Origin of the sequence: Xanthomonas sp. SS (assembly GCF_014236835.1) — a bacterium.
In the GTDB taxonomy this organism is placed as follows: Bacteria; Pseudomonadota; Gammaproteobacteria; order Xanthomonadales; family Xanthomonadaceae; genus Xanthomonas_A.
This window is the reverse complement of record NZ_CP051190.1, coordinates 2,936,778-2,956,306: the sequence shown is the minus strand read 5'-3', so window position 1 is coordinate 2,956,306 and position 19,529 is coordinate 2,936,778. Positions and strand designations below refer to the sequence as shown.

18 protein-coding genes and 3 tRNA genes are annotated in these 19,529 nt (G+C 69.6%); 10 read left to right on the top strand and 11 right to left on the bottom strand.

Going from position 1 to position 19,529, the window contains the following annotated elements:
* Window positions 1-264 precede the first annotated feature (264 nt).
* Entirely contained in the window at window positions 265-1,089 is an 825-nt protein-coding gene (locus tag HEP74_RS12290; RefSeq protein ID WP_185813125.1) for a glycoside hydrolase family 18 protein, read from the top strand.
* A gap of 96 nt (window positions 1,090-1,185) precedes the next feature.
* Here the strand turns inward: HEP74_RS12290 and HEP74_RS12285 are convergent, their stop codons facing one another.
* On the bottom strand, window positions 1,186-1,980 hold the full coding sequence (locus HEP74_RS12285; protein ID WP_185813124.1) for a hypothetical protein: 795 nt from the start codon (window positions 1,978-1,980) through the stop codon (window positions 1,186-1,188).
* Here HEP74_RS12285 and HEP74_RS12280 point away from each other — a divergent pair.
* Window positions 1,967-2,665: a hypothetical protein gene (locus HEP74_RS12280; RefSeq protein ID WP_185813123.1), complete on the top strand. Its 699-nt coding sequence runs from the start codon at window positions 1,967-1,969 to the stop codon at window positions 2,663-2,665. The genes HEP74_RS12285 and HEP74_RS12280 overlap by 14 nt on opposite strands.
* 143 nt (window positions 2,666-2,808) lie before the next feature.
* Here HEP74_RS12280 and HEP74_RS12275 read toward each other — a convergent pair whose 3' ends face one another.
* Window positions 2,809-4,062 (bottom strand): hypothetical protein, encoded by a 1,254-nt coding sequence (locus tag HEP74_RS12275; protein ID WP_185813122.1) that lies wholly within the window; start codon window positions 4,060-4,062, stop codon window positions 2,809-2,811.
* A gap of 315 nt (window positions 4,063-4,377) precedes the next feature.
* Between HEP74_RS12275 and HEP74_RS12270 the strand changes: the two genes are divergently transcribed.
* Window positions 4,378-4,453 (top strand) — tRNA-Gly (locus HEP74_RS12270).
* 80 nt (window positions 4,454-4,533) lie between these two features.
* Window positions 4,534-4,607: transfer RNA gene (locus HEP74_RS12265), tRNA-Cys, on the top strand.
* 167 nt (window positions 4,608-4,774) lie between these two features.
* Here the strand turns inward: HEP74_RS12265 and HEP74_RS12260 are convergent.
* The gene (locus tag HEP74_RS12260) at window positions 4,775-5,905 is read right to left on the bottom strand and encodes a 4Fe-4S dicluster domain-containing protein (protein ID WP_185813121.1); all 1,131 of its coding nucleotides are present in this window, start codon (window positions 5,903-5,905) and stop codon (window positions 4,775-4,777) included.
* 11 nt (window positions 5,906-5,916) lie between these two features.
* Window positions 5,917-6,231, bottom strand: a complete 315-nt coding sequence (locus HEP74_RS12255) for a hypothetical protein (RefSeq protein WP_185813120.1) — start codon at window positions 6,229-6,231, stop codon at window positions 5,917-5,919.
* A gap of 763 nt (window positions 6,232-6,994) precedes the next feature.
* On the opposite strand from HEP74_RS12255, the gene hemN reads away from it, so the two are divergent.
* Window positions 6,995-8,401 carry an oxygen-independent coproporphyrinogen III oxidase gene (gene hemN / locus HEP74_RS12250; RefSeq protein WP_185813119.1) on the top strand — a complete coding sequence of 469 codons (1,407 nt, stop codon included), beginning with the start codon at window positions 6,995-6,997 and terminating at the stop codon, window positions 8,399-8,401.
* 176 nt (window positions 8,402-8,577) lie between these two features.
* Here hemN and HEP74_RS12245 read toward each other — a convergent pair.
* Window positions 8,578-8,664 (bottom strand) — tRNA-Leu (locus tag HEP74_RS12245).
* 154 nt (window positions 8,665-8,818) lie between these two features.
* Here HEP74_RS12245 and HEP74_RS12240 point away from each other — a divergent pair.
* Window positions 8,819-9,511, top strand: a complete 693-nt coding sequence (locus tag HEP74_RS12240) for an MtnX-like HAD-IB family phosphatase (protein WP_185813118.1) — start codon at window positions 8,819-8,821, stop codon at window positions 9,509-9,511.
* Between the two features lie 167 nt (window positions 9,512-9,678).
* Window positions 9,679-11,034, top strand: coding sequence for an aspartate aminotransferase family protein (locus HEP74_RS12235; RefSeq protein ID WP_221893190.1), 1,356 nt, complete (start codon window positions 9,679-9,681; stop codon window positions 11,032-11,034).
* A gap of 61 nt (window positions 11,035-11,095) precedes the next feature.
* Here HEP74_RS12235 and HEP74_RS12230 read toward each other — a convergent pair whose 3' ends face one another.
* Window positions 11,096-12,331, bottom strand: coding sequence for a beta-ketoacyl-[acyl-carrier-protein] synthase family protein (locus HEP74_RS12230; protein ID WP_185813116.1), 1,236 nt, complete (start codon window positions 12,329-12,331; stop codon window positions 11,096-11,098).
* A gap of 6 nt (window positions 12,332-12,337) precedes the next feature.
* Window positions 12,338-12,610, bottom strand: a complete 273-nt coding sequence (locus tag HEP74_RS12225) for an acyl carrier protein (protein ID WP_185813115.1) — start codon at window positions 12,608-12,610, stop codon at window positions 12,338-12,340.
* Window positions 12,611-12,723: 113 nt separating this feature from the next.
* On the opposite strand from HEP74_RS12225, the gene HEP74_RS12220 reads away from it, so the two are divergent.
* From HEP74_RS12220 to HEP74_RS12210, 3 genes are all read left to right on the top strand, one after another.
* A complete protein-coding gene (locus HEP74_RS12220) occupies window positions 12,724-13,794 on the top strand; it encodes a GNAT family N-acetyltransferase (protein WP_185813114.1) in 1,071 nt (356 codons plus the stop codon).
* 1 nt (window position 13,795) lies between these two features.
* Entirely contained in the window at window positions 13,796-14,677 is an 882-nt protein-coding gene (locus HEP74_RS12215) for an arginase family protein (RefSeq protein ID WP_185813113.1), read from the top strand.
* Between the two features lie 128 nt (window positions 14,678-14,805).
* Window positions 14,806-16,599 (top strand): methyl-accepting chemotaxis protein, encoded by a 1,794-nt coding sequence (locus HEP74_RS12210; protein WP_185813112.1) that lies wholly within the window; start codon window positions 14,806-14,808, stop codon window positions 16,597-16,599.
* Between the two features lie 87 nt (window positions 16,600-16,686).
* Here the strand turns inward: HEP74_RS12210 and HEP74_RS12205 are convergent, their stop codons facing one another.
* Genes HEP74_RS12205 through HEP74_RS12190 form a run of 4 tightly spaced genes read right to left on the bottom strand, consistent with a single transcriptional unit; the run spans window position 16,687 to window position 19,463 of the window.
* Window positions 16,687-17,892 (bottom strand): DegT/DnrJ/EryC1/StrS family aminotransferase, encoded by a 1,206-nt coding sequence (locus HEP74_RS12205; RefSeq protein ID WP_185813111.1) that lies wholly within the window; start codon window positions 17,890-17,892, stop codon window positions 16,687-16,689.
* Entirely contained in the window at window positions 17,882-18,280 is a 399-nt protein-coding gene (locus tag HEP74_RS12200) for a DMT family transporter (protein ID WP_185813110.1), read from the bottom strand. Before HEP74_RS12200 ends, HEP74_RS12205 begins: the two co-directional genes overlap by 11 nt.
* Complete coding sequence (locus HEP74_RS12195; protein ID WP_185813109.1) at window positions 18,277-18,639, bottom strand: EamA family transporter; 363 nt, start codon at window positions 18,637-18,639, stop codon at window positions 18,277-18,279. Before HEP74_RS12195 ends, HEP74_RS12200 begins: the two co-directional genes overlap by 4 nt.
* Window positions 18,639-19,463 (bottom strand): alpha/beta hydrolase, encoded by an 825-nt coding sequence (locus HEP74_RS12190; protein WP_185813108.1) that lies wholly within the window; start codon window positions 19,461-19,463, stop codon window positions 18,639-18,641. The genes HEP74_RS12195 and HEP74_RS12190 overlap by 1 nt, the downstream gene beginning before the upstream one ends.
* Window positions 19,464-19,529 lie beyond the last annotated feature (66 nt).

Below are 19,529 nucleotides of genomic sequence, written 5' to 3'. Positions count from 1 at the left end.
GCGCGCCGGCGCCGCGACTGGGATGGCTGTTCCGAAGCCGCACAGTGTCGACCGCGCGCGCCGCGATCTGCGCTAGGTTCGGCCAGGGGCATCGCATCGCGTGCAGACAAGCGGAGGAAGCCGCGGCGTTGCGGTCGCAGCGACCGGGCACGAGCAAGACACGACAGACGTTTGCGCCGGGACCGGAGCGGTCGCGGCGCCGAGCGCATGCGCGGATGACGGTCGCCCTCGCCGCAACTCCCTCTCACCACTGCAGGAGCCACCATGAACTTCGAGATCGCGACCTGGTACGACACATGGAACGGCACGGGTGCCGACAATCTTGCGCAGGGCAAGGTGCCGCTCGGCTATGCCAGCCGCTACAACCTGGCCTTCGGCGTCTTCGCCGAGACCGGCAACGGCTATACCCTGGACCTCAATGCGCAATTCGCCGCGCAGAACCTCGGCCAGATCAAGACGCAGGCGCCCAGCGCGCTGATCTACGCCGGCGTCGGCGACACCGGGCTGGTGGCGACGGTGGCCGACAATCGCGACAACGCCAATCGTTCCACCGCCAATATCGTGGCCTATCTGCAGCAGCAAGGGCTCAACGGCATCAGCATCGATTCCGAAGGCGACGGCATGTCCTCGGTCGTGGAGCTGGTAACGCAGCTCAGCCCGAGTTTCAAGGCGGCCGGGCTCGGCATCGCGGTGTCGGTGCCGTGGCCCGCCGGCGGCCCTGTCGCGCTGTACGGCGACGGCGCGGTGGCGGCGTTCAACCAGTACGTGGATGCCGCCGAATTGCAGGACTATTCGTCCTCCGGCACGCCGCAGGATGCGCAGGTGTGGATCCAGGCCGGCGTCCGCGCAGACATCCTGATGGGCGGGGTGGCCACCGAGAACGGCAACGTGCAGACCTCGCTCGAAGACACCGCGGCCTGGACTAGTTACGCGCTGCAGAACGGCTTGCGCGGCATGTTCAGCTGGAGGCTCGACAACGACCATGGCCAGGACGGCCAGGAAGAAGACGTGGATCCGACCTTCACTGGCGCCAAGACGATCTACGACACCGTTTATGCGCAGCGCGGTGCCGCGGATCCGCTGCGTTAGCGCGATTCGGCACGGCGGCAGTGCGCCGCCGCCAGGTCTGGCGGCGGACGTGGCGGGCTGCACTCCGCTCGCATCTCCGCGCGCACGATCAAGGTGTCATGCGCCGCTGGATATACTGCGATGGCGCAGACGAGAGAAAAGATCGCGGAAGTGAGTGCCGATCATGCCGCCTACGCGGATCAGATTCGCTATCTGGCCGAGTTGGGGCCGCGCGCGTCCGGCACGCAGGCCCACAACGCGTTGATCGACAGGGTGGCGAACGCGTTGGCCGCGCTCGGCCTCGACGTGCAGCGCGACCCGCACACGTTCGAACGCTGGGACGTCGACGGTGATGCCTTGGCGCTGCAGGTGGGCGAACGCCGCATCGCGCTCGCCTCGGCGTGGCCTTATTCCGGCGAGACTCCGCGCGCAGGCACGACGGCGCCGCTGGTTCTGCTGCGCGGGCGGCGCAAGCGATGGCGCGCGGCTGCGGGCAAGATCGCAGTGATCGAAGTGCCGCACGTTGCCGTGCCGACGAGGCTGCTGGTCGAGACTTGGGACGGGCCGCTTCCGTTCGACCGGGTCTCCAACCCGATCATCAGTTCCGAACTCGCCGGCACCGATCTGGCCAAGGCGAAGCAGGCTGGGGTTCTCGGCGTGATCGCGGTCTGGCGCGGCCTGCTCGATGCGGTCGCCGCGGGTCAGTATCTGCCTTTCACCCGCGGCTATCAGGGCCTGCCGGCCGTCTGGGTTGCCGAAAGCGAACGCGCGCAGCTGCTCGCCGCCGCCGGACGCGGCGCTGTGGCCACGTTGACCTTGAGCGCGAGCAAGACCACGAATGCGCGCATGGAGACGCTCTGGGTCGTCGCTGGGAACCGGTCCGCGGGCCAGCGAGTCGGTGCTGGTCGTCACCCACAGCGACGGCTGCAACGCGGTCGAAGAGAACGGCCACATCGGCTTGCTCGCGCTGGCGCGGGACGCGGTCGCCGCGCCCCACCAACGCAGCATCGTGTTCGTGTATACCGCAGGCCATCTACGCATGCCTGCGGTCACCGCGCACGGCCAAGCCACCACGGCCTGGCTGGATGCCCACCGCGCGCTGTGGGCCGGAACACCCGGCGGCTACACCGCGGCCGCCGGCCTGGTCATCGAACACCTGGGCGCAAGGCATCTCCGCATCGATTCGGACAAAGGACGCTATGCGTCCAACGGCTCACTAGAACCCGAATTGCTGTACGCCACCACGCCTGAACTCGCCCGACTCACGCGCGCGCTGTGGAGCGGTGCCGTCGTCGACGCGGCGACCCCGGTCAAGCCCGGCGCCTTGCTGCATTTCGGCGAAGGCGAGCCGCTGTTCGAGCGCAGGATTCCTGCGGTCGCGCTGGTCACCGGCCCCGAGTACCTGCTCGCCGCGTGCGAAGGCGACCTCGTCGATATCGACGCGCTCGCGCGGCAGGTCGACAGCTTCCGCCGCCTGCAGCAGCACCTGGCCGGCAGCGCCGATCGTGAGTCCTTCGGCAAGGTCTCACTCCCCAACACATTGAAGAAGGCGCTGGCCGCTGTCCGCGTAGGTCTGTTCCTGCTCCGGCGCCGCTGAACGCGTGCCGGCGGCGCTGGAGAGACGGAGCGTTCGTTGCGGACGCGGTCTGTCGATGGGCCTGGCCGTGTAGGAGCGGCTTCAGCCGCGACGGGGCGTTACCGGCAACGCCTGTCGCAACCGCACGGTACCCGGCCGTTATGTCAGGGCGACGTCGCCGCCTCGCGGAATCCCGCCCGTCCGCAGGCGGCATCGTAGGCATAGTCCGCCGCGGCGAGCACATGGCGACCGCTGTTGATATGCGCGGGCGGCACGTCGAGCGCTGCCCGCCATTGCACGCCGTCCGGTGTCGCCGGCGTGGCGCCGCCGACCTTGAAGTCGTAGCTGAATACCGGATGCCTGGTTGGGCCGATGGCGAGGGTCATCGGCGTCCCTTCCGGCACCACCAGCGAGGTGCTCGCGCTGGTGTCGGAGGTCTGCCCGGACGCTGCGCTTGCAGGCTTTGCGGGCTTAGTGAGCATCTGCTGCAACTTTGCCGGCGCAGGCGGCTGTTTGGTAGGGGTCAGCATCATGTAGGTGATGCCGGTATCCGGCAGCAGCTTGCCGCAGACCTGGTAGTCGCTGCCGCTGGCCGGGAAGCTGGCGCACGCGTTCGGCGCCTGCCAGTCGGCACCGCCGGCGGCGTTCGCCGCTTCGCGTTGCAGCGGGATCAGCGAGAAGCCCTGCAGCGCCTGGTCGCTGACGCCCAGGGTGATGCCGGACGCGCTGATGATGTAGCCCGGACTGATGCTGCCGGCATGCATCTGTACGATGTTGAGGAACGGATTGCGCGCCTTGTCGACGCCGCGGTCGTAGCCCACGCCCATCATGCCGAAGTCGGAAGGGATCGTTTTGCAGTTCTGCAGCGTCTGCTTGCCGCCGCTGCTCAGTGCCAGAGTGTTGTTGTAGGCGGCGCAGTTGTCTGGCGCCTGGCTCAGCGTCTGCACCGAACTCGGCAGCGTTCCCTTCGGAATCGGGGCGACGTCGCAGCTGCATTGCGCGGCCAGGACTTCGATCGAGTCGATGCTCGCCACGGCGCTGTTGCCGTCGGCCGACACGCCCAGTCGCATCGGTACCTGCACGTACTTGCCCGGGTGGTACTTGCTGTTGCTGGAATAGAAGATGTAGCCGAGCTTGGTCGAGGCATCCCAGGCTTGCTGGATCGCCGCGCTGAGCGGCACGACCACGCCGGTGGAGCCGGTGTCCACTTCCAGCACCTGGCTGGCCGCGGCGGCGGAGTTCGCCGAGGCCGGAGGCGTGCCGACCTGCACCCGCACCTGGTAGGCATATTTCGGCATGTTCTGCGAGACCAGCGGCAAGGGCAGGGTCTGCGTCTGCAGCCGGCAGGATTGCGCCTGCGCGGCGCCGGCCGCGATCAGGCAAACCATCGCACCGCTGCAGCGTGTCCATCGGTTCATGGCGATTCCTCGGGATGGGTGTCGCTGCGATGCTAGGGGCGGGACGGCGCGGGTGCGCTGCGTCGCGCGCGCGTCCAGGCACTTGTCTACCTCGATGGGCGAGGCGCTGTGGTGTGGATTCCAGTCCGCGCTCGCGCCGGCGGCACTGCCGATGCGGCAGCGGTCTTCGTCCGGACAGGTATCGCCGCGCGTCGCGAATCCGGTGCGGCCGGCACGCTTTACCGTGCTTCCCGGTCGCGCGGACGCCACCGTCGGATTTTTTTGCCGGAAGGCTGGCGCAATGCCCAGGAGGGCTGTAGAATTGCTGGCTCCCAAGCGGGAATAGCTCAGTTGGTAGAGCGCAACCTTGCCAAGGTTGAGGTCGCGAGTTCGAGTCTCGTTTCCCGCTCCAGATTCAGACAGAGCCCCGTCAGCGGGGCTTTGTTTTGTCGGACACCGCTGTTGGCGGTTTCGGCTAGAATTCAGTCCACCGGCCTGGTGGCAGAGTGGTTATGCAGCGGACTGCAAATCCGCGTACGCCGGTTCAATTCCGACCCAGGCCTCCATCTGCAATTCGACGCCCGGTAGATCCACGATCTACCGGGCGTTTGCGTTTGTGGCTGCCCGACGATCTGGCTGGCGCTCGCTTCGGTGGAGCGCTGCCGCGCGTGCCGGGCCTTTTTTTGCTGCGTGCCCGGGATGCCTGTCCTTTCCACCGCCGAGCGCGTGCCGGTCAACCAGCCGCAAGCAACACCGCCAGCAAGGCCGCCAGCAGCAATGCGGCGCCAGCCAGCAGCCGCGGCCGCAACCGGCGCCGCGGCTGGCGCTCGATCGCGTTGGCGCCAGCCCAGCGCAGCAGGCCGTGGGCGAAGCCGTGGCGGTCCATGCTGCGGTCGCAGGCGTCCACGCAGGCGCCGCAGGCGGTGCACGCGTAGTGCGGGCCGTTGCGCAGGTCGATACGCGCCGGGCAGGCATCCACGCAGGCGCTGCAGTCCACGCAGTCGCCGAGTTGCGCGTCGGTGAACTTGGGCAGGGTACCGGCGTAGCTGGTCAGCGCATCGCCGCGCTGTCCGCCCTGGCCGGCGCGCCGGGCGATGCTGGCGCGCAGCGCATAGTCGCGCGCGGTGCCGGCGTCGAGCAGGCGCCGCCCTCGCTGGGCGACGCTGCCCTGGCCGCAGGCGCGCGCGCCGCGCGGTTCGCCACGCATCGCGTCGTAACCGATCAAGGGCGTGTCGCGATCGCACAGCAGCGGCTGCAGCCGCGCGTAGGGGCACAGGTAGCGGCACACCTGGCTGCGCAGGAAGCCGGCATTGCCCCACGTGGCCAGCGCGTAGAACAGCACCCAGAAGGTTTCCCAGCCGCTCCAGGCGAACGGCCGCAGTCGCGTCACCAAATCGGCGATCGGCGCGAAGTAGCCGACGAAGCTGATCCCGGTCCACAGTGCCAGCGCCGCCCAGACCACATGCCGCGCGGCTGCCGGCCAGGCGGCGAAGCGCCGTTCCAGCCAGGCGAAGGCATGGCTCCAGACCGACTGCGGGCAGGCGAAACCGCACCACACCCGTCCGGCCAGGGTGGTCGCAAGCATCAAGGCGGCAGCTGCGGCGAACAGCGCCAGCAGCAGCCAGCCGACATCGTGCGGCCACAAGGTCCCGCCGAACAGGTCCAGGCGCCGCGCGGGAAGGTCGAAGCGCAGCGCCTGGCGGCCGTCCCAGCGCAGCCACGGCAGCAGGTAGAACGTGGCGAACAGCAGCCACAGGCTGCAGCGGCGCAGGCGCGCGTAGCGGCCGCGCGGCGCTGCCGCCGCATCGGCGGCGACGTTTGCGGCACTGGCATCGTGCATGCGCAATGGAATGCTGCGGGGCATCGGCGTTCCGCTCACGACAGCGGCTCGTCGTCGTCTGCAGCGGCGTGCGGCGCCGGCCGCAGCAGGAACCCGGTCAGCACGCTCGAGCCCAGCGTGGCCAACCAGAACATGAAGAAGCCCAGCGTGTAGCCGAGTTCGCGGCTCAGCGGGCGGCCGGGGAAGGTGATGTCGCGCAGCGCCAGCGGATCGACCAGGGCGAAGAACAGCACGCTCATCGCGCCTGCGATCAGGAAGCTGGGCCACAGGATCACGCCCAGCCGTTGCACCAGCGGGCGCGGTGCGGTGGCATCGAGCGGGTCGAGCAGGGGATCGTCGCTGGGCGTCATGACGGGCGGGTTCCATCGCGGAAGGAGAGGTGCGGCATGCGCCTGGGTGGTGCCACGCATGGGCTGGCGCCGCCCGCACGCGGTCGCGCCGCCGCTCCCCGTCGGCGTCGGCGCAGGCGCATGCCGCCCACGCAGACTAGGCAGCGCAGCGCGTGGCGACATTGATCCTGATCAAGGCCGGGCCGCGGCGGCTGCTGAGACTGGCGCCATCGAGCAGGAGCACTGACATGCATGACGATCTCGCCGCATTGCCGTTGCCCGGGCCGGACCTGTGCAGCGAGGAGGTGTGCGCACTGGTGGATGGGTGAGGGTGCGGCGCGCAGCGTCTCGTTGAGTTTGGGTGCGCGAGGCTTCGCCCGTACCCTCATCCGGCGCTGCGCGCCACCTTCTCCCGGTGGGAGAAGGAAAAGCAGTGTGCGTGCATAGCCCCTCTCCCGACGGGAGAGGGGTTGGGGTGAGGGTACGGCGCGCAGCGTCTCGTTGAGTTTGGGTGCGCGAGGCTTCGCTCCGTACCCTCATCCGGCCCTTCGGGCCACCTTCTCCCGATGGGAGAAGGGAACAGCAGCTAGCCCCTCTCCGGCGGGAGCGGTTGGCCTTCTACCACCAGGCGTATCGCCGCCACCTTCTGGCGCCGCCACCACATGCGCTGGCGGCCGTTCGAGCCGGCGCTGCCGTTGCCGCCTGCGGAGTGATGCAGCGCATCGATGCAGCGGATTGATCCAGGTCAAGGCGGCCTGCCACCTGGCCGCGCATGCTGGCCGCCATGGACATCCTGACCGCCTCCGATCCCGCCGCCACCTGGACCTTCGACGCCGAACTGCTGCGCCGCTACGACCGTCCCGGCCCGCGCTACACCTCGTATCCGACCGCGCCGCATTTCCAGGCCGGTTTCGGCCCGGCGCAGCTGTTCGCGGCGGTGCAGGCCAGCGATCCGGCGCGGCCGCTGTCGCTGTATGTGCATGTGCCGTTCTGCCGCAACCCGTGTTTCTACTGCGGCTGCAACCGGGTCATCACCCGCGACGCCGGCAAGGGCCGCGCCTACGTGCAGCGCGTGCTGCGGGAGGCGGCGATGATGGCCGCCTGCCTGGAGAGCGAGCGCGAGGTGGTGCAGTTGCACCTGGGTGGCGGCACGCCGAATTTCCTGGCGCCGGAACTGCTCGGCGAACTGCTGCGCGGCCTGCGCGGGCTGTTCCGCTTCAGCGAGGCGCCGGATCGCGACATTTCCATCGAACTGGATCCGCGCACGGTGACGCCGCAGGACATCGCCGCGCTGGCGGCGCTGGGGTTCAACCGCGCCAGCCTGGGCATCCAGGATTTCGATCCGCTGGTGCAGCAGGCGATCAATCGCCGCCAGGGCGTGGCCGAAACATTGGACATCCTGTGCGCCTGCCGCGTGCAGGGCATGCGCTCGGTCAACGTGGACCTGATCTACGGTCTGCCGCGTCAGACCCTGGCCGGCTTCGAGCGCACCCTGGAGACGGTGATCGCGGCGCGCCCGGACCGCCTGGCGGTCTACGGCTATGCGCATATGCCGCAGTTGTTCAAGGCGCAACGGCGCATCGCCGATGCGGAGTTGCCCGACGCCGAGCACAAGCTCGCGCTGCTCGGATTGGCGGTGCGCACGCTGTCGGCGGCCGGCTACCAGTACATCGGTATGGACCATTTCGCGCTGCCGCACGAGGACCTGGCGCGCGCGCAGCGCCAGGGCGGGCTGCACCGCAATTTCATGGGCTATACCACGCACGCCGACACCGACCTGCTCGGCCTGGGCGTCAGCGCGATCAGCCGCATCGGCGACAGCTACAGCCAGAACCAGCGCGAGCTGCCGGCCTGGGAGGCGGCGGTGGACGCCGGCGACAGCCCGGTGCTGCGCGGCCTGCAGCTCAGCGCCGACGATGCGCTGCGCGCGGAGCTGATCCAGCAGCTGATGTGCCAGGGCCGCGCCGACGTCGCCGCGCTGGCGCAGCGCCACGGCATCGACTTCGCCAGCTATTTCCATGACGAGCTGCAGGCGCTGGCGCCGTTGTGCGCCGACGGCCTGGCCGACTACCGAGACGGCACGATCCAGGCCACCGCGCGCGGGCGCCCGCTGCTGCGCCTGATTGCGATGTGCTTCGACCGCTACCTGCGCCAGCCGGCGCAGCCGGCACGTTATTCGCGGGCGATCTGAGCGCCGCCCGCCGACAGGTTCACCGTTTGCCCAGTGGCATCCCCGGTTCCGTCGTGGCGGCGGTGCCGGGGCTTTTGTCTGGCGCTTGTGGCACCGCGGCCGTCTGTATGGCCGTCGCCTGCGGCGTGCGAGCGCTGCGCAGGCCTGCATCTGCGGCTGCACGCGCCGAAACGCGATGGTGCCCGGAGCCGGAATCGAACCGGCATGGGGTCGCCCCCGGCGGATTTTAAGTCCGATGCGTCTACCAGTTTCGCCATCCGGGCCTGGTGCCGCTAGCGTGCCTGATTGCGTCCGAATTGGGAACCGCGCTTGCCGCCGCCGCGGCATCAGGCGCGGTTGCGCCCGCTTGAGATCTGCCCGAAAGGAGCACGAAAGACAGCGCGCCTAGGCTCTGCCCGAATTAGCCGGAGAGCCGCCTTGCGCGTCCAGTGGAAAATTCTTTGCGATTTCGACGGTACCGTGTCGCTGCAGGACGTGACCGATACCTTGCTCGAGCGTCTCGGCCAGCCAGGCTGGCGCGCGCTGGAAGAGGATTGGGTGGCCGGGCGCATCGGTGCGCGCGAATGCATGAGCGGCCAGGTGGCGCTGCTCGACGGCGACGTGGACGCGCTGCACCGGGTGCTCGACGAGGTCCGCATCGATCCGGCGTTCGTGCGCTTCGTCGATCTGGCGCGCGACCTGGGCATGCCGCTGAGCATCGTCAGCGACGGCCTGGACTACCCGATCGCGCGGATCCTGGCGCGGCACGGCCTGCACCAGCTGCCGATCATCGCCAACCGCCTGCTGCGCACCGACGCCGGGCACTGGCGCATGGCCTCGCCGCACGCGCAGCCGGACTGCGCCAGCGGCACCTGCAAATGCGCGGTGATGGCGCAGCAGGAACCGGCGCGCTCGACCCTGCTGATCGGCGACGGCCGCTCCGATTTCTGCGTGGCCGGCAAGGCCGACCTGGTCTTCGCCAAGGACGGCCTTTTACGCCATTGCCGCGCCAGCGGCATCGCCCACCGCGCGATCGATGGTTTCGACGACGCCATCGCGCTGCTGCACGAACTCGCCGCGCCTGCCGTCGCCAGCGCGCGCCTCCCACTCCCCGTTCCCCAACGAGCCTGATCCCCATGAATCGGAATGTTCCGCTCCCCACCGCGCTTGCGCCGCTGCCCGGCGATCTCGACACGCTCGATCTGGCCGCGCACGACGGCCTGCAGCCGGCCTCGCCGGATCCGGACGCGCTGCTGCGCACCGGCCCGGCCTACCACGCCGCGCTCAGCGATGCGCAGATGCTGGCCGACGAGGCCCAGTACTGCTCGTTCGGCGACACCGTGCACTACAGCGAGCCGCCGCGGATCTTCGCGCACTGCGACGGCAGCTATCTGTACGACACCGAGGAGGTGCCGTACCTGGACCTGCAGATGTGGTATTCGGCGGTCAACTTCGGCTACGCCAATCCGCGCCTGAACGGTGCCTTGAAGCGGCAGATCGACAGCCTGCCGCAGGTGGCCAGCCAGTACCTGCATCCGACCAAGATCGAACTGGCCAAGACCATCGCCCAGGACGCCGAACGCAAGTGGGGCCGCAAGGGCCGCGTGCACTTCAATGTCGGCGGCGCGCAGTCGGTGGAGGATTCGCTGAAGCTGGTGCGCAACGCCACGGGCGGCAAGAGCCTGATGTTCGCCTTCGAGGGCGGCTACCACGGCCGCACCCTGGGCGCCTCGGCGATCACCTCCTCATACCGCTACCGGCGCCGCTTCGGCCATTTCGACCGCGCCCAGTTCATCGAATTCCCGTATCACTTCCGCGGGCCCAAGGGCATTTCCAAGGAAGAGTACGGCGAGCAGTGCGTGGCCAAGTTCGAGCGCCTGTTCGAGACCGAGTACAACGGCGTGTGGGATCCCAAGGCCGGGCAGTGCGAGTACGCCGCGTTCTACGTCGAGCCGATCCAGGGCACCGGCGGCTACGTGATCCCGCCGCCGAACTTCTTCACCGGCTTGAAGCGGGTGCTGGACAAGTACGGCATCCTGCTGGTGGTGGACGAGATCCAGATGGGCTTCTTCCGCACCGGCAAGCTGTGGGCGATCGAGCATTTCGGGGTGACCCCGGACGTGCTGGTGTTCGGCAAGGCACTGACCAACGGCCTCAATCCGCTGGCCGGGGTCTGGGCGCGCGAGGAATTGATCAACCCCACCGTGTTCCCGCCGGGATCGACCCATTCCACCTTCGCCTCCAATCCGCTCGGCACCGCGGTCGGCCTGGAGACGATGCGCATGCTGGCCGAGACCGACTACGAGTCGATGGTCATGGCCAAGGGCGCGCACTTCCTCGACGGCCTGCGCGACCTGCAGAAGCGCCATCCGGAAATCGGCGACGTCGACGGCCTGGGCCTGGCGCTGCGCGCGGAGATCTGCCAGGCGGACGGCTTCACCCCGAACCGCAAGCTGCTCGACACGATGGTGGACATGGGCCTGGAAGGCGAGCTGCGCCACAACGGCAAGCGCATCGGGCTGGTGCTGGACGTGGGCGGCTACTACAAGAACGTGATCACCCTGGCGCCGTCGCTGCACATCAGCCACGACGAGATCGATCTGGGCCTGTCGCTGCTGGACCAGTTGCTGACCCGCGCCAAGCGGGTGGCATGAGATGGCGGGAGACAGCGCGTTGGCGCCGCGTTGCCTCCCGTCCGCCGCCGCGGCCTGCGCCTCAGCGCGCCTCGCGTACTGCGAGCACCGCGTTGAGGCCGCCGAAGGCGAAGGAATTGCTGAGCACCGCGCGCACCCGTTGCGCGCGGGCCTGGTTGGGGACGTAGTCCAGGTCGCAGTCCGGATCCGCATCGAGGAAATTGGCGGTCGGCGGCACCCGCTGCTCGCGCAGCGCGCCGATCGCCGCGACCAGTTCCAGCGCGCCGGCGGCGCCCAGCGCATGGCCGTGCACCGCCTTGGTCGAACTCACCGCCAGCGCATCGGCGTGACTGCCGAACACCTCACGGATCGCCTGCGTCTCGCAGCGGTCGTTGGCCAGGGTGCCGGTGCCGTGGGCATTGATGTAGTCGATCTGCTGCGGCTGCAGTTCTGCGTCCTGCAGCGCCAGGCGCATCGCCGCGGCGGCGCCGTCGGTGCTGGGCGCGACGATGTCGTGGGCATCGGCGCCCATGCCGAAGCCGGCCAGTTCGGCCAGCGGGACCGCGCCACGCGCGGCCGCATGCGCGGCGCTTTCCAGCACGAAGATGCCGGCGCCTTCGCCCAGCACCAGGCCGCTGCGCTGCGCGCAGAACGGCCGGCAGGTGTCGTCGCTGATCACCCGCATCGCTTCCCAGGCGCGGATCAGCGGCAGGCTCAGGCAGGCTTCGCTGCCGCCGGCAATGGCCACGTCGGCCAGGCCGTTGCGGATCAGCAGCGCCGCCTGCGCCAGCGCGTGGTTGGCCGAGGCGCAGGCGCTGGACACGGCGAAGGCCGGGCCGCGCAGGCCGAAGGCGATGCTGATCTGGCTGACCGGGGCGTTGTTCATGCTGCGCACGATGGTCAGCGGATGCAGGCGCTCGGCCTGCTCGCGGTACAGCCGCCGCGATTGTTCGTCGCGGCTCAACTCGGCGCCGACGCCGGTGCCGATCACCACCGCGCCGCGTGCGGCGCCGGCGGCATCCAATTGCAGGCCGGACTGGGCCACGGCCTCGCAGGCCGCGACCAGCGCCATCTGCGTCATGCGATCCAGCTGGCCCGGCGCGATGCCGCCCAGCTGCGCCGCCTGCGGCGCGAACCCGGGCACGCAGGCGGCCAGGCGCATCTTCAGCGTGGCCTGCGGATCGGGCGTGGCCAGCGCGGCGATGCCGCTATGGCCCTCGCACATGCCGCGCCACAGGGCATCGGCACCCAGGCCGAGCGCGCTGACCGCGCCCATCCCGGTGACGACGACGCGGTGTCCCTGCGCCGAGCGGTCCATGCCCGCTCAGTGCGCCGGTGCCAGCGCCGCGGCGGCCTTGGCGGCCAGCGCCTGCTGCACCGCTTCGGCCAGCTTGCCCAGCGAGCCGTCGTCCAGGTTCGGATCGCGCTGCGGGAAGGTGATGTCGAAGTGTTCCTCGATGTCGAACAGGATTTCGATCGCCTCGAGCGAATCCACGCCCAGGTCCTGCAGTTTGGTGTCCGCGGTCAGGCCGGCGGGATCGATCTCGCCATGCTTGGCGACGATGCTGTGGATCTGTGTCTCGATAGACGGGGTCATGGCAGTCCTCCGCGAAATGAATGGCCACCGCGCGGCGGGTGCCGCCGGTGGAAGGCATGCCGCGGCCCACGGCTGCGGCGTCCATCCTCCACGCTAGCCGGTCAATCTTGCAGATGCCTTTCGTAAGCCAACTCGAACCGCAGGCCCTGCAGCGGCAGTTCCTCGCGCATCCTCCGCAGGATTTCCAGGCGCGGACCCTGGAGCACGGCGTGCCTGCGTTCGACGCCGTGTTCGATCTGCTCACCACCGCCGACCCGGCACTGCGCGCGCGCGTGGCCGGCTGGCCGCTGCAGCGGCTGTGGCGGCGCTGGCTGCGGCCGCGCACCAGCTTCGTCGGCAGTACCGTCAGCGAATACGCCTGGCTGCCGCGTGCGGCCGACCCGGCGCAGTTGCCCGGCCAGTGGCGGGCGCAACTGGGGCGCGAGCGCCCGCTGCTGATCGTCAAGGACATTCCGCAGCACTCGCCGCTGCTCGATGCCACCGACAACGCCTGGGCGCACGTGTTCCTGGAGGCCTGCACGCGCAGCGGCTACGTGCTGCTGCGCGGGCAGGCGCTGGCCTGGGTGCCGATCGATTTCGCCTCCACCGACGAATACCTGGCGCGGCTGTCGCGCGGCCGCCGCCGCAACATCCGCCGCAAGCTACGCTCGCGTGCCGACCTGCAGATCGAGGTGCTGCCGACCGGCGCCGCCTTCGCCGATCCGGCGCTGCGCGCGCAGTGCTATGCGCTGTACCTGCAGGTCTACGCGCAGAGCGAGGTGCACTTCGACCTGCTGACCGAAGCGTTCTTCGATGCACTGTTGACCGATGCGGACTCCGGCGGGCTGGTGTTCGCCTATCGTCACCAGGGCCGGCTGATCGGCTGGAACCTGTGCTACGTGCACCAGGGACGTTTGGTCGACAAGTACATCGGCCTGCACTATCCGCAGGCGCGCGAGCACAACCTGTACGCGCTGAGCTGGATGCACAACCTGGACTACGCCTGCCGCCATGGCCTGCGCGCCTATGTCGCCGGCTGGACCGATCCGCAAGTGAAGGCGCAACTCGGCGCCAGCTTCACCTACACCTGGCATGCGGTGTACCTGCGCAACCCGCTGCTGCGCATCGCGCTGCGGCGGCTGCGGCCGCTGTTCGAAGCCGACGACGTCGGCCTTGCCGACACCGATGCCGACCTGGCGGAATGAGATGAGCGCACCGGTACTGCTGGACCTGGACGACTCGCTCGGCACGCTGCCGGGCGCGTTGCGCCTGCCGCTGCAGCAATGGCGCGACGGCCTGCGCTTCGCCTGTTCGCTGCGCCGGCTGCGGCGTTTCGGCGCCGCGCTCGACGGCGTGCTGCCGGCACGGCACGGCACCGTTCTGCTCGGCAGCGGCGATTTCCATCACCTGAGCCTGCCGCTGATCGTGCGCCAGGCGCAGCGCGCACAGGCGCCGCTGCGGGTGGTGGTGTTCGACAACCACCCGGACAACATGCGCTTCCCGTTCGCGGTGCATTGCGGCTCGTGGGTATGGCGGGTGGCAGCGCTGCCGCAGGTGGCGCGGGTGGAAGTGGTCGGCATCACTTCGGGCGATGTCGGCGCCGCGCACGCCTGGGAAAACCATCTGCGGCCGCTGTATCGCGGCAAGCTGCGCTACTGGTGCAGCGGCGTGGACGTGGGCTGGGCGCGGCGCCTCGGCCTGGGGCGGGCAGTGCGCGGCTTCGGCTCGAGCATGGAGATGATCGACGCCTTCCTGCAGCACCTGCGCAGCACGCCGATGCCGACCTACCTGTCGCTGGACAAGGACGTGCTGGATCCGCAGGACGCGCGCACCAACTGGGACCAGGGCGAACTGCGGGTGCCGCACCTGCTCACCGCCATCGCTTATCTGCACGGACAACTGCTCGGCAGCGACATCACCGGCGAGGTGTCGGAAGCGCGCTATCCGCAGTGGTGGAAACGGCGCCTGGCGGCGCTGGATGCGCAGCCGCTGCCGTCGCCGCAATCGCTGGCCGCGTGGCAGGCGCAGCAGCACGAGGTGAACCTGCGGTTGCTGGAGGCGCTGACGGAGGCGGGGTTGCCGCGGTAGCGCGGCGCCGGCAGTGGACGAAATGTTGTGGGAACAGCGGTAGCGACCCCGGACGGAACGCATCTTTTGCTCAATAAATTTCTGTTGGTGCCGCTAGCAACGGACATCATAAGAAAGCAGAGGCAAGCATGTGGTTCACGGGTAGCCAGCAAGCAGCGGCACTGGGCAAGGCATTGGAGGCGACGCTGCAGGGCCGGTCGGCGCAGTGGCCCGGCTCGGCGCCAGCGCAATTGACCAAGCAACTCGCTGAGCGCTTTTGCGAACTGCAGAAGGAGCGGGACCAGGCCGTGCTGCAAGCCGAGCAGGCGTCTGCCGCGCTGCGGCATCTGCAAGGCCGCTTCGAACTGGTGGCCAACGGCACGACGGACGGACTGTGGGACATCGGCGTCATCGCCGGAGACCCGAGCCACCCCGACAGCCCCGTGTGGTGGTCGCCGCAGATGCGCCGGCTGTTGGGCTTTTCCTCCGAGCAGGAGTTCCCCAACGTGCTGGACAGCTGGGTCTCACGCTTGCATCCGGAAGACAAGCAGCGAACGCTGGACGCATTCGCGGCGCATCTTGCCGATCGCAGCGGGCGGACGCCGTACGACGTGGAGAATCGGCTGCGGCTGAAGTCGGGCGAGTACCGTTGGTTCCGGGCGTTCGGCACCACCGAGCGCGACGCCAGCGGGATGCCGCTTCGCGTTGCCGGTTCGATCGCCGACATCACCGAGCGGCGCGAACGCGAACAGTTCCTCGACATCACCCTGACGCGCTTCGAACTCGGCTCGCAGATGCTCAGCGATGGCTTGTGGGACATGAGCGTGATCGCCGGCGACCCGATCAACCCCAGCAACGAGTTCTGGTGGTCGCAGCAGTTCCGCTATCAGCTCGGGTTCGAGTCGGAGCAGGAGTTTCCCAATGTGCTGGACAGCTGGGCATCGCGGCTTCATCCGCAAGACAAGCAGCGCGCCTTGAATGCGTTCGCCGCGCACCTGAACGACCGCAGCGGCCGCACCAAATTCGACATCGAGTACCGCCTGCAGCTCAAGAACGGCCAGTACCGGTGGTTCAGGGCGCGCGGCCTGACCAAGCGCGCGGCGGATGGCACCCCGTTGCGCGCGGTCGGTGCGTTGATGGACATCGAAGCCGGACGCCAGCTCGGCGAGGTGGCGAATACGCTCAGCAATGCCGCCGGCGACATCGTGCGCAGCAACGACGACTTGGCGCGGCGCAGCGAGCAACAGGCGGCGGCGCTGGAAGAAACCGCCAGTTCCATGGAAGAAATCACCAGCATCGTGCGCACCAATGCCGACAGCGCGCGTCGCGCCAACGAACTGGCCAGCGGCGCTGCCGAGACCGCGCTTCGCGGCGGGCAGCTGGTCAATGGCGTGGTCGGCACGATGGCGGAAATCCAGGCTTCCTCGCAAAAGATCGGGGAAATCATCTCCGTCATCGACGGCATTGCGTTCCAGACCAACATCCTGGCGCTGAATGCGGCCGTGGAAGCGGCGCGCGCCGGCGAGCAGGGCCGCGGCTTCGCGGTCGTGGCCACCGAGGTGCGCAGTCTCGCGCAGCGCTGCACCAGTGCCGCCAAGGAGATCCGCGGCCTGATCGCCGACTCGGGCGCGAAGGTCGGGCAGGGGGCGCAGCAGGTGGGCGTTGCCGGCAAGGCGATGGACGAGTTGATGGCCTCGGTGAACCAGGTCAATGCCATCGTCGGCGATATCGCGGCGGCCAGTCGCGAGCAAAGCGCGGGTATCGAGCAGATCAACCAGAGCATCGTGCAGATGGACACGGCCACCCAGCAGAACGCCGCGCTCGTGGACACGATGGCGTCTGCTGCACGCGCGTTGGAAGATCAGGCGACGGCCCTGGTCGACAGCGTGGCGAACAATGCTCGGGGCACCGCTGGCAAGGCCGCGCTCGCCTTGGTCGTCTGACCGGTCGAGGAAAGATCGCTGCGGCGTCCTGCGCCGCAGCGGTGCGTAATCGATTGGCAAAACACGGCCGGCACCGCTGCCGCCGGATCAGCCCATGCTCTCCGCACACGCCTGCCGCAACAGCGCGACGATTGCCTCGAACCCATCCTCGTCCAGCCACGGGCTGTTGCTGATGCTGAGGCAGCGCGCGGCGAAGTCGCGCGCGTGCGGCATCGGTGCGGGATCGACGATGCCGCGCAGGTAGGCGTAGTCGGGCAGGGCGTGCACGAACAGCAGGCCGACGCCGAGTCCGCGCGGCCACAGCTGCGCCAGTGCCCGTTCGCGTGCGGCCGCATCCGGCAGCAGCACCAGCAGTGCCGGCCAGCTGCCTTGCGCGCCGGCGCTGTCGGCGACCACCCGCAGCCCGGCGATCGCGGCCAGACGTGCGCTGCGGCGCCGGCCCTGTGCGCGTGCCTGCGCCAGGAACGCCGGCCAGCGCACGCTGGCGCGCACGCCGACCGCTTCGCGCCAGGCGCCGACCGCGTGCTGCGGGATTGCCGCATCGAACTGGTCGCCGGCCGCGGCCACGCGGTCGCCGCGGCGCAAGGCGCGGCGCAGCGGCGCGCCGTAGGCCCAGCGCAAGGCGTGCGGCCGGTACAGCGCGGCATAGCCGAGCAACTGCAGGCTGCGCTGCAGTTCGCGGCGCCAGTCGGGCTGGCCCAGGCGCGCCGCCATCGCGGCCAGGCCGTGCCGCAACGGCGCGTGCGGCGACATCAGCAGGCCGCCTTCGTACAGGGTCGGGCCCTTGCCAACCGCCAGGCTGCAGAAGCCGATGTCGCCACCCAGGCCGGCCGGACGGCCGTCGGCATGCACGCCGCCCAGCGCCTGCGCGGCGTCTTCGATCAGCATCGCGCCGCAGGCCGCGGCGGCATGGCGCAGCGGCTCCAGGTCGGTCAGGCGTCCGCCCAGATGGGTGGCGACGATCGCCAGGGTGTCGCTGCCGCAGCGCTGCGCCAGCTGCGCAGGGTCGGGTTCGATCGAGTCGGGCAGCAGATCGCACAGCACCAGTTGCAGGCCGCAATGGGCGACCGCCAGCGCGACCAGCGGGCAGGTGTAGGCGGCCACCAGCACCTGCCGGCGGCGGCTGCCGGCGGCCAGGGTGCGCAGCGCGATGACCAATGCAGCGGTGCCCGAGCAGGTCAGCAGCGCATCGGGAAAGCCGAGTTGCGCGGCCAGCCGCTGCGGCGTGCGCGCCGGCCACAGGTCGCGCCAGCGCAGCGGCAGGCCGGCGGTGGGCGGAACCTCAGTGCGCATCGGCCGGCGCGGCGCGCTCGCCGAGCGCGAGGCAGACGATGCCGGCCACGATCAGCGCCGCGCCGATCGCCTGCAACACGCCGATCGGCTCGCCGAACCACCACGCCGACAGCAGCAGCACGCTGACGATCTCCAGATGCGAGGCGGCGAAGGCCGGACCGATCGGCGCGTGCTCGAGCAGTTTCATCCAGGTGAAGAACGCGCCGACATAGCCCAGCAGCGCGGCGTACAGCCAGGGACTGGCGAGCAGGCGCAGCACCCAGGCCCACTCGGCTTGTGGCGGGAACGCGTGCGCGCCGCCGAGCTTGAAGCCGAACTGGGCCAGGGTGTCGAAGCCCAGCAGCAGCGCGAAACCAACGGCGTAGCGTTGCAGCGGCGGGCGGGTCATGTGCCGAGCCCGACCACGGCCACGCCGGCGCTTACCAGGCAGATCCCGGCCACCTGCATGCGCCCCAGCCGCTCGCCGAACAGCCAGCGTCCGGCGAGCATGATCGCCACGATGTTGATCGAGCCGAGCAGCACGCCGCGGCCCAGCGGCACCAGCGACAGGAACGCGGTCCAGGCCAGGAATTCGAACGCGTAGCAGGCGATGCCCAGCCACAGCCACGGCTGCCGCGCCATGCGCCGCCAGCGCGCCGCGCCGCTCGCCAGCGGGTCGCTGGCGACGTGCTTGAAGGCCAGCTGGCCGACCGTGTCCAGCGCCACCGTCGCCAGCCACACGCCGACCACGGGCGCCTGCAGCGCCATCAGGCGGCCTGGCGCGGCGCAGCCTGCGCGGCGAAGAACTGCGCCAGGCGCGCGCCGAGCACGCGGCGTTCGCGATCCAGGGTGATCATGTGATAGCTGTCGTGCAGCAGCAGCAATTCCACCGGTCCGGACACGCCGGCCACCACCAACTGCGCGTTGCGCAGATGCGCGATGTCGTCCTCGGCCGCATGCGCGACCAGACACGGTGCGGTCACCTTGGCCAGGTTGCGGCGCACCCGCCGCGACAGCAGGTGCATCTCGGCCAGCGCATGCCAGGGATTGCCGGGCAGGCCGGCGGCGCTGCTGTCGCCGCCGAGCATCGCGCCGCTGATCTGTGCGCGGATGCGCTCGTCGCGCAGGCCGTACGGCGGTTCTTCCAGGAACATGCGGCGGCGGCCGATGCCCAGACGCTTGAACCACGGCAGCAGGAACGCCAGCCGCGCGCGGCGCGGGATGTTCCAGCCGTCGTAGCGGAAGGTGGCGCCGAGCACGCCGACGCCATCGACCCATTCCGGCCGTTCTTCGGCCAGTTGCAGCGCCAGCAGCGCGCCCATCGACAGCCCGGCCACGAACAGTTTGTCCACCTGCGGGCGCATCTGCGCCGCGGCCTGTTCGACGCTGGCGGTCCAGTCGCGCCAGCCGGTGGCGAGCAGGTCGTCCTCGTTGCCGCAATGCCCGGCCAGCTGCACGCCGTGCACGCTGAAGCCCTCGCGGTTCAGCGATTTGCCGAGCAGGCGCATCTCGCTGGGGGTGCCGGTCAGGCCGTGGATCAGCAGCACGCCGTGGCGGCCGCCCTGGAAGTGGAATTCGGCGGATTGGATCATGGCGGCACGGGGTTGGCTGCGAAGGAACGCGCGCAGCGTGGCGGATGGGCGTTTCAGCAGCCTTTC

Bases quoted from the DNA above. Each gene is read 5' to 3' on its own strand.
- HEP74_RS12290 (WP_185813125.1), top strand. From the start codon at position 265: ATGAACTTCGAGATCGCGACCTGGTACGACACATGGAACGGCACGGGT.
- HEP74_RS12275 (WP_185813122.1), bottom strand. From the start codon at position 4,062: ATGAACCGATGGACACGCTGCAGCGGTGCGATGGTTTGCCTGATCGCG.
- HEP74_RS12260 (WP_185813121.1), bottom strand. From the start codon at position 5,905: ATGCCCCGCAGCATTCCATTGCGCATGCACGATGCCAGTGCCGCAAAC.
- HEP74_RS12255 (WP_185813120.1), bottom strand. From the start codon at position 6,231: ATGACGCCCAGCGACGATCCCCTGCTCGACCCGCTCGATGCCACCGCA.
- hemN (WP_185813119.1), top strand. From the start codon at position 6,995: ATGGACATCCTGACCGCCTCCGATCCCGCCGCCACCTGGACCTTCGAC.
- HEP74_RS12235 (WP_221893190.1), top strand. From the start codon at position 9,679: ATGCTGGCCGACGAGGCCCAGTACTGCTCGTTCGGCGACACCGTGCAC.
- HEP74_RS12230 (WP_185813116.1), bottom strand. From the start codon at position 12,331: ATGGACCGCTCGGCGCAGGGACACCGCGTCGTCGTCACCGGGATGGGC.
- HEP74_RS12225 (WP_185813115.1), bottom strand. From the start codon at position 12,610: ATGACCCCGTCTATCGAGACACAGATCCACAGCATCGTCGCCAAGCAT.
- HEP74_RS12220 (WP_185813114.1), top strand. From the start codon at position 12,724: ATGCCTTTCGTAAGCCAACTCGAACCGCAGGCCCTGCAGCGGCAGTTC.
- HEP74_RS12215 (WP_185813113.1), top strand. From the start codon at position 13,796: ATGAGCGCACCGGTACTGCTGGACCTGGACGACTCGCTCGGCACGCTG.
- HEP74_RS12210 (WP_185813112.1), top strand. From the start codon at position 14,806: ATGTGGTTCACGGGTAGCCAGCAAGCAGCGGCACTGGGCAAGGCATTG.
- HEP74_RS12205 (WP_185813111.1), bottom strand. From the start codon at position 17,892: ATGCGCACTGAGGTTCCGCCCACCGCCGGCCTGCCGCTGCGCTGGCGC.
- HEP74_RS12200 (WP_185813110.1), bottom strand. From the start codon at position 18,280: ATGACCCGCCCGCCGCTGCAACGCTACGCCGTTGGTTTCGCGCTGCTG.
- HEP74_RS12195 (WP_185813109.1), bottom strand. From the start codon at position 18,639: ATGGCGCTGCAGGCGCCCGTGGTCGGCGTGTGGCTGGCGACGGTGGCG.
- HEP74_RS12190 (WP_185813108.1), bottom strand. From the start codon at position 19,463: ATGATCCAATCCGCCGAATTCCACTTCCAGGGCGGCCGCCACGGCGTG.